Genomic DNA, 11,608 nt, shown 5'->3' with positions numbered 1-11,608 from the left:
AAAATCCCTTTCGCGCGCCCTCTACTTCCGACTTCCCTATCAACACCCCGCGCCCATCACACCGTTACTCACCCACACTCCAACTCGCCCTACTCGGCGCCATCCTCTTCGCCGAGAAGTCTGCTCCACTCCTCCCACTCTGGCCACAGCGGCGGGGCTGCGGCTTCAAAATCAGGGAGGCTGACCCTATAATGATGAAGAAGAAACGCCTCTTCGCCTTCCCATGTGCCGTAGCGCGGATCCCGCCAAAGTGGGATGCCGACGGCGGCGCTGTGGGCGCGGATTTGGTGGCGAGCGCCTTTGAGGATGGTTGCCTGAACGAGTGTGCGGCCCTGCCCGACTTCACCCAAAGGGGTGAGGTGGGTGGCGCGAACGGGGTCGGCGGCGAGGCCGGGGAGCGCTTTGACGTGCTTTCGCCGGGACATGTCGAGAACATTTCGAACGACTGTAGGGGCCGCGAGTTGCCCGTCCACGACGGCGAGGTAGCGCTTGCGCACCTTGGCTGCATCTTCGAACTGGCGATAGGCGGCCCGAACGTCTTCAGAAAGCGCGACGAGAACAAGCCCGGAGGTCTGCTGGTCGAGCCTGTTGACGAGCTGGGCGTAGCGGCTCGGCCACAGATGGGGGATGGCGGCTTCCACACAGGGGGCCGGACGCCCGGCTATGGCCTCGGTATGGAGTCCGGCGGGCTTGAAGAGTGCGGCCATGACGCCGGTCTTTTGCCCGACAACCCGAACACCTTGGGGGACCGCGGCGGCTTCGGCTTCACTGTGCTGGCCGGGACGCGGCTTGAGGGTGAGCTCTTGCCCGTGCTGAACGCGGTAGCCCTTGGGACGGGAGACGCCGTTGACGAGAACGATGTAGCGCTCCCATGCGCGGCGGCGCTCCCGCAGGGAGGCCTCGGGGAAGAGCAAAGCAAGGGCGTGGTCGAGACGCACGCCCTGCATATTGGCTGGGATGGTTCTGCTTGGGATGGGCTGTGGCATGGCGGCGGTATATCGTGTCGCCGTGGCGATGCCAAGCACTGGCGGGAGCGGGAAATGCGTACCGAAAGCCTCTTCATCCTGAAAAGGCCTTGGTACACATGACGATTTATTGGCTGGAGGCGAGGCTCCGTTTTTCCACTTGGCCTTAGCCTCGTTTACTTATGAGGCGACTTTGGAAGAGCGGCGTCACCTTGGTGGAGTTGCCGTAGCCCTTCATGCGGCGTCCTTCGTCCTTGATGCGGGCGATGTCGTCACGAAGGCTGGCGTGGAGGCGCTTCGCTTCCGTGGTGAGCTGGCCTTGCAGGCTACGCAGCCGACGGAGCTTGGTGAACAGGACATTCACGTCTACACCGTCGTCGTCCTTGCAGGACCACGCTTTTTCGATGAGTCTCCCGCGCTCGTTGGCGAGGTCGCCGGTGGTGTCGACGTCCCCTACGGCGAGGGAATCCAGTTCCTGTTGGCCCAAATCAAGGGCCTGATCCAGCAATCGCAGACAATCGGACATATTAGGCTGCCTTGGCTTTGTGGCGGATGTCCTCGCGGAGCTTGGCAACAACGACCTTCCACTTTTCGACGCAGGCGAGGAATTCGTATTCCAGCAGGTCGGCGAGGAGGATCCAGTCTTCGTTCTCGCTCACTTCGATCATTTCGGTGAACAAGCTGGTGATCTCTTCAAGACTATCGTTGAGTTCCTGCGATTCCTTAAGGCCGAACTCGTCACGAAGGACGCCGATCATGCCAAGGAAGTCGCGGGTGACGTCCAGCAGGTCCTGATACAGTTCGAGCGCTTCGGCATCATCTGCCTGGCGGAACAGTTCGGCCACGCTGCGGCCACCATGCGCCATCAGCTGCACGACCTTGTACAGCTCGCGGGTGATGTTCACTGCCATTTCGGGCACGGCCATGGTCTTGATTTCGACGCTTTCGATTTCCTGAGCCGGGATATCTTCCGCCTGATGGGGGTAGATCTCGGAAAAGGATTCCTTATTCACGATAACGTCGGTCACCATGCGGTTGTCCAGCGCGTCTTCCGCCATGACCTTGACGAGCAGCTCTTCAAGATTGGCAAAGTTGTTGACGCTGAGCCCAGTTTCCTGACCATCGATAACAATCATCTCGCTCCTCCTTTTAGGAAAAAATGTGTGCCCAGCACACTTCTCTTAGTTTTATACAAATTACATGCCATTTACAGATATGCTTTCCCGCCAAGCCTTTGCCAACCCGTAATAGCGACCAACAAGGCCGGACATGCGGGAAAAGTCGCCGTCGAGGTCGTGGGCTTGCTCACGCCAGAGGTCGCCCATCACGCCAAGGCGGTGGCTCTCGGCAGAAAGTGCCGACAGGCGCTCATAATTCGCCATGAACCGCTTTTTGAGTGGTGCGACTGGGGCCTTGGATATGGCCTCGGCCTGCTGCATAAGGACGAAGAACTGCTGCTCCACGCGGTGCAATTCCTCATGCGCTTCGGCGCGGGCGGCTTCCGTAAGCTGTACGGGCGGCAGCGCGCCGGAGACGGCGGCCTGCTCGTCAAGAAACTGACGATAGAAATGCCGCTGAAGGCGAATCCACGCGGTTCTGTCGTCGGCGTCGTGACCGGTGTGGGAGAAGAGGTCCATCTCCCCGGCGCTATTGACGAAGCTCTGCCACACGCGAACGCCGGACGGTGGCGTGTCGCCACTGGCAAGGGCCCAGTCGCCTGTGTCGAGGTAACGCGAAACGTAGCGCCCCACGGCCTCGGGACGCACGCGGCAGCGGCAGGCGTGGTTCGTGGTGCACGGCGCGTCAAAACCGCATGGATGGCAGTCCATGTCGGCCTCAATGCACAGCGCGCCCTCGGTGTAGGGACCGGTATCCCACGGCTGGGCCGTGGCGAGAAAGATGGCGCACACCGGGATGCCCAGGCCTGCGCCAAGGTGCATGGTTCCGGTGTCGTTGGTGACGAGCATGCGGGAAAACCGCAGGGCCGCGGCAAGCTGGGTCAGATTGGTCCGCCCGGCAAGGGAGACGGTGGGCGCGGGGCACAGTTCCTGAAAACGTTCGGCCAGATGCACTTCGGTTTTACTGCCAAGGAGCATGGGGCTGAGCTTATGGCGCTTCCACACATCGCCAGCGAGGCGGGCAAAATATTCCACGGGCCAACGGCGAAACTCTGCGCTGGCACCAAGCTGCACGGCAAGAAATCCCTGCGCCTCCGGGGACTTTTCCGCAGCGAGCATGCCGCCGACGGTGAGCTTGTCCTCGCGGCTTGGGCGGTTCAGCACGTAGGGACGCGGGCCGCCGTGCAGTCCCGCAAGGGACCAGAACAGGTCCACGAGGTTGAACGGGCTGTTCGCCCTGCGCTTGCAGGCGGCAAGGAGAAATGCCGCCCATGGCGAAGCATTGAGGGCAAAACCGAAGCGGTCCAGCGTGTAGCCTGCAACCTCGGGCGCGTCGATATGGCGCGCCAGCAGGCGCGAAGGCAAGGTGGACGTATAATTGATGACGCGCTGCGGGGCGAAATCGCGGATACGGCCGGACCAGTCGGCAAACACCTTCAGCCCGTCCCGCCAGTTGGTATCAAGGCAGGAGAGCAAGGTGGAGCCCGGCAGGCCAAACACCGCGTCCACATCCCGCAGCAGCCCCGCCGCCGGGGCAAAATTCTGCAGGCAGACCAGCCCGACGGTGTCTCCACGGGCCTTCAGGCCGGAGATAACAGGCTGTGTTTGCAGCAGGTCGCCGAAGCGGGTCAAATTGATGACGAGAGTACGTGTTGCCATATTCTGCACAGAATCCAGTGTTGATGGGAGTTGCCGAGGGTTCGGCCACCACGCCGCCACAGGGCGGCGCGCTCACTGGAGGCAGACAATCAAGATTCGGGCCAACTTGGGGCCACATGGAGGGGGTGCGTATGGGGGCGCGGCAGGACGTATCGCCACTTGCAATAAGACAACACGTGCAATACTCTCGGAGCCTTAGAAGAACATCATGCGACGCACGGGCCTGCCCTACGCCGCGACAAATGCACGCCCGCGCAGCGACCACGCGCCAACTCTCAACCCCCGGAGGACCGCTCCATGCCACTGTTCACAAAGGAAGAAGCACTCGACTACCATTCCAAGGGCCGGAAAGGAAAAGTCGAGGTCATTCCCGTGAAGCCCTGCTCTACCCAGAAGCACCTTTCCATGGCCTACTCGCCGGGGGTTGCCCAGCCGTGCCTCGCCATCAAGGACGACCCGTCCCTGTCCTATGAATACACCAGCCGCGGCAATCTTGTGGCCGTGGTCTCCAACGGCACTGCTGTGCTGGGCCTTGGCAATATCGGCGCGCTGGCCGGCAAGCCCGTCATGGAGGGCAAGGGCGTACTCTTCAAGATGTTCGCGGACATCGACGTCTACGACATCAACCTCGCCACCGAGGACCCGGATAGGCTCATCGACTGCGTCAAATTGCTGGAACCCACCTTTGGCGGCATCAACCTTGAGGACATCAAGGCTCCCGAGTGCTTCTATATTGAGGAGACGCTCAAGGAGCAGATGAACATTCCGGTCTTCCACGACGACCAGCACGGCACGGCAATCATTTCCGGCGCAGGCATCATCAACGCCCTCGACATTGCCGGAAAGAAGATTGAGGACCTGAAGGTTGTGGTCTCCGGCGCGGGCGCCAGCGCCAGCGCGTGCACCCGGTTCTACATTTCCATGGGTGTGAAGAAAGAAAACGTCTACATGTTCGACTCGCGCGGGCTTATCCACGCCGGGCGCGACAATCTGACGCCGCAGAAGGCCGAATTTGCGCAGGACAAGGACTACGGCACCCTCGCGGAGGTCATGCAGGGTGCGGATATGTTCCTTGGCCTGTCCACCAAGGGCGTGGTGACGCAGGACATGGTCCGCTCCATGGCCGACAAGCCCATCATCTTCGCCTGCGCCAACCCGGACCCGGAAATCACTTACGACGACGCCAAGGCCGCCCGCCCGGACTGCATCATGGGCACCGGCCGCTCGGACTACCCCAATCAGATCAACAACGTGCTGGGCTTCCCGTCCATCTTCCGTGGCGCTCTGGATACACGCGCCTCCGCCATTAACGAGGAAATGAAGCTCGCCGCCGCCAAGGCGCTGGCCGACCTCGCCAAGGAGCCGGTGCTGGACAGCGTGCAGGCCTTGTACTCCCACAAGATGGCCTTTGGCACTGACTACGTCATCCCCAGCCCCTTTGACCCGCGCGTGCTGCAGAATGTGGCCGCCGCCGTGGCCAAAGCCGCCATGGATTCCGGCGTTGCCACCGTGAATATTGACATCGACAGCTACAAAAAGAGCCTGAGCGACAGACTCGGCGAAGCAAAAAAGCGCATCGCCTGTGTGGTGGACAACTACGGGCTGGACTTCTAAAGCCCCCTCCCCCGCGGCCTGAAACGACAAGCGCCCCGGTCCTGACGGCCCGGGGCGCTTTTTGGTGCAGTATATAAAGGCGCCGCGTTAGCGCACGCGCACGGTGGGGAAACGGTCGGGCAGTTCAATGCCCGCCTTCTTGCGAAGGAATGCGGCGCGGCTCTTCGCTTCCTCCAGCACGGCCTCTTCGTCCACGGTGAGGACCTTGCCATCGCGCATCAGCCACTGGCCGTTGCACATGGTGGATTCCACGTCCGAGGAGTGCATGGCGTACACGAGGGCGGAGACCGGGTCGTGCACCGGCAGGGTACCGGCGCTGCGGGGATGTACCACCACAAGGTCGGCCTTCTTGCCCGGTTCCAGAGAACCGATTTCGTCCTCCCACAGCATGCAGCGGGCACCGTTCAGGGTCGCCATCTCGATGATGGACTCCGCCGGGACGGTTTTGGGATTCAGGGTGCGGCCCTTGTGCAGGAGCGTGGTCAGCCACATTTCGTCGATCATATCCATGCGGTTATTGCAGGGCGCGCCGTCGGTCCCGATGGACACGGCAATGCCGCGCTCCAGCATCTCGGGGATGAACGCAAAGCCCAGCACCTTCATGGCAGCGGCGGGGTTGTGGGAGACCTTCACATCGTGCAGGCGGAACATGTCCAGCTCGCGCGGGGTCATCCATACGGTGTGCACGGCCAGCAGGTTGGGGCCAAGGGCGCCCAGCTTATGCATGTGCTCCACGGTGGTGGCGCCGCGCGTTTCCTGCACGAAGCGGACTTCCTCCAGCACCTCGGCCACGTGCATGTGGATGGCAACGCCCTTCTCGTCGGCAAGGGCCTTGGTGCGGGTAATGAGATCGTCGGAGCAATTGAAAATAGTGCGCAGGCCAAACTGCGTGCGGATGCGTCCGTCGGCCTTGCCGTGCCAGTTGTCGTAATGCGCCAGCTGGCGTTCTATGCACTCGTCGGTGCTGCGTACCCAGCCGTCGGGGAGGCCTTCGCCGCAGTCCATGATGGATTCGCACAGGGCGGCGCGCAGGCCAAGGTCGGTCACGGCGCGGCCCATGCTGTCCACCTTCTGGCCGCCAGCCTCGGCAAAGGCGGTCACGCCGGAGCGTATCAGCTCCAGCCCGCACGCCAGCGAGGAGAAATAGGAGTCCTCGTCGGTGAGGCTGCTTTCAAAGGGCCATGTCCGCTCGTGCAGCCACGTCAACAGGTCCACGTCGTCGGCAAGGCCGCGCTCCAGCTGCTGCGAGGTGTGCACATGCGTGTTCACCAGACCGGGCAGAACAATGCTTCCCGTGGCGTCAACGATGTCCGCGTCCGGGGCAATCATGTCCTCGGGGACGATGCCGACGGCCTTAATGCGATCGTCCTCCACAAGGACATCACCGTTCTCGAACGCCTGACGGTCGGCGTTCATCGAGATGACAAAACCATTCCTGATGAGTGTCTGAGCCATGTGTATCACTTCCTGTTACAGGCGCCGGTGCACAGGCATCGGCAGGTTATTGAAATATCGAATGGGGCACCATATGCAGGCGGCCAGAAATAGCACCGCGCACCGGGCCAAGGTGCCTGGTGCGCAGTGTGCATGATATGTCGCCCGCTCCGCAAGGTGCGGCGCCGGGGCAAGGACGGTTAGCTGTCCTTGTTCTCCGGCAGGATGAGGTTGAGGATAACGGCGGACAGCGCGCCAACGGCAATGCCGGAGGCCACAAGATAGCGGGCCAGTTCCGGCAGGCGGTCCAGAAGCTCCTTGGGCATCAGCACGGCGGCCAGCGTCAAGAGGACGGGCAGGCCCACCACCAGCATGTTGCGTTCGTCCAGCTTCACGCCCTTGACCACGCGGAAGCCGTTCATGGAGATAACCACGCAGATGACGCCGAACACACCGTTGATGACCACGCCGGGGATGCAGGCGATGACGTTCATCAGCTTGGGCATAAGGCCGAGCACCAGCAGAACCACACCGCCGCCCATAACGGCCCAGCGGCTGGCCACGCCCGTGACGGCAATGATGCCCGCGTTGGTGGAGTAGCCAGTAACCGGGGTGCCGCCAAACAGCGCGCCCACAAGGCAGCCAATGCCTTCACCCACGGCGCCGCCGTTGAGCCGGCTGTCCGAGAGTTCTTCGCCGGTTACAGCGCCAACGGCGAACCATGTGCCCGTGGTCTCAACAAGCACAACGAAATAAATGAAAATAAGCGTCAGGGACGAGGCAAGGTCAAACTGCGGCATACCGAAGGGGAACAGCTTGGGCAGGGCCACCCATGCGGCTTCGGCCACCGGAGTAAAATCCACAAGGCCGTAGATGCCCGCAACAGCGGTGCCGCAAGCCATGGACAGGATAACCGACGTCAGGCGCAGAATTTGGCCCGCACCGTGAAAACGCGCGCCCAGAACCATCAGCGCCACAAGCACAGCGCCGGCGACCAGCGCCACAATACAGTTATTCACGGGATCGCCGGGTGCGTTGTACACGCCCCTAAGCGCCACCGGCATAAGGGCAATGCCCACCACGACAATAACGGTGCCGCCAACCAGCGGCGGAATAATGCGGCGGACGATGCGGCCCAGCATCTTGAGGGGCCAGCCAAGAACCGTCACGAAAAGCGCGCCGCTAAAGAGCGAGCCAAACATCACGGGCAGTCCCATGGTGGTGCCAATGGCGGCAAGGGCGCCGATGGGCACATAGGAGGGGCCCTGCATCACGGGGAGCTTGATGCCAAAGCCGGTTTGCACCAGCGTGGCGATGCCTGCGGCGATGAACGTCATCTGGATGAAAAAGGCGGTCTCGGACACGGTCATGGAAAGAATACCGGCCAAAACGATGGGCGCGATGTACAAATCCATGGCCAAGACATGCTGCAAACCAAGCAACAATGCCTTTGCCGGGGAAAGCGGATCGTTCACGCCGACAGTAAGATGCAATTCACTTTGCTCTTTCATGGTTTCTCCTTGCAGGTGAGCATGACCCGAACGGGCCCGGAAGCGGGGTTGCTACCGCAGGGGTGGCCCCGCGTCAATTGTAAATATGCCCCGCAGTCCCTGCGCGCGCCCACTATCCCCACATACATAATTATAGATGAAGCGACATCGCATCCGCACGCGGGCGGTGGATTCTTTCCATGTATCATGTGGCGTGCTACTGTTTTATGACCATGGACAAATCCGCCAAAATCCCCGGCATAAGCCGCAATTGTACGCCATGAATACGGGCTACCACAAGGCGAACGCCATCCTTGCCGACCGCTTTGAAACGGTTGAGCAGCGCGCAGGACGCCCCGAGGCAACGCAGGACCTGAAGGAAATCGTGGACAAGGGCGTCAGCCTCATTACCGCGCGGCCGGAAACGGCCCGCAGCACAGCCGCGCGGCATGTACTGGGGCAGGTCGCCTCCGGGCACCACAAGCGGCTCATTGAGGAAATCGCCGCGGACGTGCAGGACATTGTGCGCGAACGCGACGGCCGCCTGCTGCGCGGCATCACCTGCCGCCATGGCGAACTGCGCTTTTTGCCGGATGTGCTCCTGCCCGCCACGGAGGACGCCGTCCGGCAGTGGACAGCATTCCTCAATGCGCTGGAACGGCGGGTGCTCATCGTGGACGACCCGGTCACCGGCCTGCGCGGGCGCATCCCCTTCCGGGACGGGGCGTGGCTGTCGGACATCATCTACGCCGCAGAGGTCACCACAGCCGTCTTCCCGCCGGAACTGACCCGCGTGGACGGGCGCATGACCCTGCGCGGCGTCGCCCCCATCCGCGCGGACATTGACCTGCACGGCGCGCTGACCGTGGACATTGAGGCCATACAGGGCGGTCCGTCACCGGTGCGGCGCGTGCGCGGCACACTGCGCATCCATGCGGGCGGCATCCACACCCCGCAGGATCTGCCCCTTTCGCCAGAAATCCTTGCGCAGTGGGGATGCGTGCATGAAACAGCCATCACCCTCAACGACAGGGTGCGTCTGCACCTGCTCCATGAGCAGGCCGGGGACGACACGGTGCCCTGCCTTGTGGAATCGCCGGGCGGCCAGCGCATTGAAGCGCGCTCGCGCCGCTTTATCTGGGACGGCGCACGGTGGACGCGATTCAAGCGCGAACTCCCGCCGGAACTCGTCTACGCCCTGAACAAAAAGCTCCAGCGCGTGTGCACAGGGCTAGGACTTGGCGACGCCCTCCTCCCCGAGGACCGGGAGTCTCCGGATATGCTGGCGGCCAGTGCGGGCAATATTGCGGCGCTGCTGGCCATGGGCCGCGGCGCACATCGCCCCAGCACGGCGCGAACCATCGACAAGGCCCTGCGCGAAGCCATCCTACGCGTGGAGCGGCCCCTCGACGGCATGCGCCCCATCATCGCCGGGGAGGCCGGGTACCGCTTTCTCGGCCCGGACCAACTCACCGCCAGCCTCGACGCAGCCATGCGCCCGCTCTCCGACGACCGCCTTGAGCGCGCGGCGCAGGCCCTGCGCGCCAGCTGCGCCCCCGAAAAACAAGGGCAAGCCAAGGCAGACAAGCGTTACCTTCGCGCCCTGCTTGAGCCGGACCGCACACTGGACGATGTGCTGCGTTCCGGCGGGCGCACCCTTGTTTTTCTGAATAATATGTTCACGTCCAAGGCGGCCCGCGCCCGCGCGGCAGACATCATCACGCCCATCCGCGCCAACCTGCGCGGCCTGCTGGGCAAAAAGCCCCCGCAGGAGACCCTCATCGCCCTGCTCAAAAGCGCCGGAGCGCAGACCATGGAAACGCTGGAGCGCAAGTACGGCGGGCATACGGGCGCGGTCCATCAACTGGGCACCGCGCTGGTGAACCTTGGCACCACGCCGCCCTTGCGCCTCATCCGCGAATTCCAAACCGCCACATACACCGCGCAGGACGAAGCGCTGGACACGGACATCGCCCTGCTCACGCGCCTGCTCGACTACGGCGCAGGGAGCCTCGACGACGCCCTGCGTCCCCAGCACATGCCTCCAGACGGCCACACCGACGGCAAAGTCCTGCGCGGCTGCCTGCTGGTGAACCTGCACAGCTTTCTGGTGGAGGCGGTCAAGAACCAGTCCTTTGACCTGGACGCGGCGCCGCCAACCGCCATTGTGGAGGGGCTGCTGGCCCAGCTGGACCGCTACCTGCCCGTCCTGCCGCAGTACAACGCCCTCTGCGCGGCGGCCCAGCGCAACGCAGAGCGCAAAGACACCAGCTAACAGCAAAGGTTGCGCTTGCAAAAATACAAAACCTTTCGTACATGCTGAAAAACTGCTGCCGCCGCCCTGCGCGGCGCGGCACCCTCACCATAACGATGCCCATGGAGAAACCATGCAGATGCTGAAAAAACTGTTCATCATCACCTGCGCCTGCATCATGCTGGCCACGGTGGTTGGCTGTCAGGACGAAGGTCCCGCGGAAAAGGCGGGCAAGAAGATTGACCAGGCTGTTGACTCCCTCAAGGATAAAGCCAACAAGCTAATGGAATAGCACGGATAAAGCCGCCCTTTTGGGCGGCTTTTCTTGTTTTGAACGGGGCGCACAACACTCTGCGTTCTGGGGCTGGCCCCGCAGCATGGCGCTTCTGTCTTCGCCAGCTCCCGGCGCGTAACGCACTGCGCATCCTCCGGGCCGCACTGCGCGGGCGTTAGCCCGTGGCCGACGGCGGCATGGGCGACGCCGCGCGCCGCTTCACCATACGTAGTACCACCGCGCCAACGCGCCCCACAAATTCCTCCTGCGTTCGCCAGCCATGGGCGGCATAAAACTGCACCGCACGTACATTGGGCTTATAGACCTCAAGGCTGGCTTCAGCGTGCCCGGCGGCAAAAATCGCCGATTCGGCATGCTTTAGAAGCATCCGCCCCACTCCCTGCCTATGGTAGCAGGTATCCACCCACAGCAGGCTGATATGTGAGCCGCTGACCACATTCACCATCCCGGCCAGCGCGCCGCCACCTCCGCCGGGGTGCAGTAGGGCGTCTCCGGCCTTCTGCGCCGCGCCCGCGCCGTTTCCGGTGCACTCGCATACGCGGATGCTGGGCCACTGGAGCAGCAAGGCCGAATTCACCTCGTCAATGCGTTCCGGCATATCCTCGGCGGGCACAATGCCCCGGTAGACCTCGGGCATGGTCCGGGCGACGATATCCACCAAAAAAGGAATGTCCTTGGGCTGCGCCTCGCGCAGAGTGAAATGCATGGGCATGGCTCCACTGTGCCCCGAAGCCCGGCGCGCCGCAACACGCCCGCGCAACGGGACGGAAAAAGGGCCG

10 protein-coding genes are annotated in these 11,608 nt (G+C 62.8%); 3 read left to right on the top strand and 7 right to left on the bottom strand.

Annotation, left to right across the window (positions count from 1 at the left end):
* Positions 1–89: 89 nt before the first annotated feature.
* The 4 genes from ACYQ2T_RS14890 to ACYQ2T_RS14875 form a co-directional block, all read right to left on the bottom strand.
* Positions 90–986: a pseudouridine synthase family protein gene (locus ACYQ2T_RS14890; protein WP_459901606.1), complete on the bottom strand. Its 897-nt coding sequence runs from the start codon at positions 984–986 to the stop codon at positions 90–92.
* A gap of 145 nt (positions 987–1,131) precedes the next feature.
* Positions 1,132–1,491: a hypothetical protein gene (locus ACYQ2T_RS14885; RefSeq protein WP_404843042.1), complete on the bottom strand. Its 360-nt coding sequence runs from the start codon at positions 1,489–1,491 to the stop codon at positions 1,132–1,134.
* A 1-nt stretch (position 1,492) separates the two neighbouring features.
* The gene (locus tag ACYQ2T_RS14880; protein ID WP_459901604.1) at positions 1,493–2,101 is read right to left on the bottom strand and encodes a DUF8043 domain-containing protein; all 609 of its coding nucleotides are present in this window, start codon (positions 2,099–2,101) and stop codon (positions 1,493–1,495) included.
* A gap of 60 nt (positions 2,102–2,161) precedes the next feature.
* Positions 2,162–3,742, bottom strand: a complete 1,581-nt coding sequence (locus ACYQ2T_RS14875) for a glycosyltransferase family 9 protein (protein WP_459901602.1) — start codon at positions 3,740–3,742, stop codon at positions 2,162–2,164.
* 297 nt (positions 3,743–4,039) lie between these two features.
* Here ACYQ2T_RS14875 and ACYQ2T_RS14870 point away from each other — a divergent pair, with 297 nt between their 5' ends.
* Positions 4,040–5,356 carry a malic enzyme-like NAD(P)-binding protein gene (locus ACYQ2T_RS14870; protein WP_459901601.1) on the top strand — a complete coding sequence of 439 codons (1,317 nt, stop codon included), beginning with the start codon at positions 4,040–4,042 and terminating at the stop codon, positions 5,354–5,356.
* A gap of 87 nt (positions 5,357–5,443) precedes the next feature.
* On the opposite strand, the gene ACYQ2T_RS14865 is transcribed toward ACYQ2T_RS14870, so the two are convergent.
* Positions 5,444–6,811, bottom strand: coding sequence for an amidohydrolase (locus tag ACYQ2T_RS14865; protein ID WP_459901599.1), 1,368 nt, complete (start codon positions 6,809–6,811; stop codon positions 5,444–5,446).
* Positions 6,812–6,990: 179 nt separating this feature from the next.
* A complete protein-coding gene (locus tag ACYQ2T_RS14860; RefSeq protein WP_459901597.1) occupies positions 6,991–8,301 on the bottom strand; it encodes a solute carrier family 23 protein in 1,311 nt (436 codons plus the stop codon).
* 259 nt (positions 8,302–8,560) lie between these two features.
* On the opposite strand from ACYQ2T_RS14860, the gene ACYQ2T_RS14855 reads away from it, so the two are divergent.
* Complete coding sequence (locus tag ACYQ2T_RS14855) at positions 8,561–10,555, top strand: hypothetical protein (RefSeq protein WP_459901595.1); 1,995 nt, start codon at positions 8,561–8,563, stop codon at positions 10,553–10,555.
* A 112-nt stretch (positions 10,556–10,667) separates the two neighbouring features.
* On the top strand, positions 10,668–10,826 hold the full coding sequence (locus tag ACYQ2T_RS14850) for a transport-associated protein (RefSeq protein WP_459901594.1): 159 nt from the start codon (positions 10,668–10,670) through the stop codon (positions 10,824–10,826).
* A 157-nt stretch (positions 10,827–10,983) separates the two neighbouring features.
* Here ACYQ2T_RS14850 and ACYQ2T_RS14845 read toward each other — a convergent pair whose 3' ends face one another.
* Positions 10,984–11,535 carry a GNAT family N-acetyltransferase gene (locus tag ACYQ2T_RS14845; protein ID WP_459901592.1) on the bottom strand — a complete coding sequence of 184 codons (552 nt, stop codon included), beginning with the start codon at positions 11,533–11,535 and terminating at the stop codon, positions 10,984–10,986.
* Between the last annotated feature and the right edge of the window lie 73 nt (positions 11,536–11,608).

The sequence above is a fragment of the Desulfobaculum senezii genome (assembly GCF_054657395.1).
Note: the sequence above shows the minus strand (reverse complement) of the source record. Positions and strands in the feature narration are given on the sequence as shown.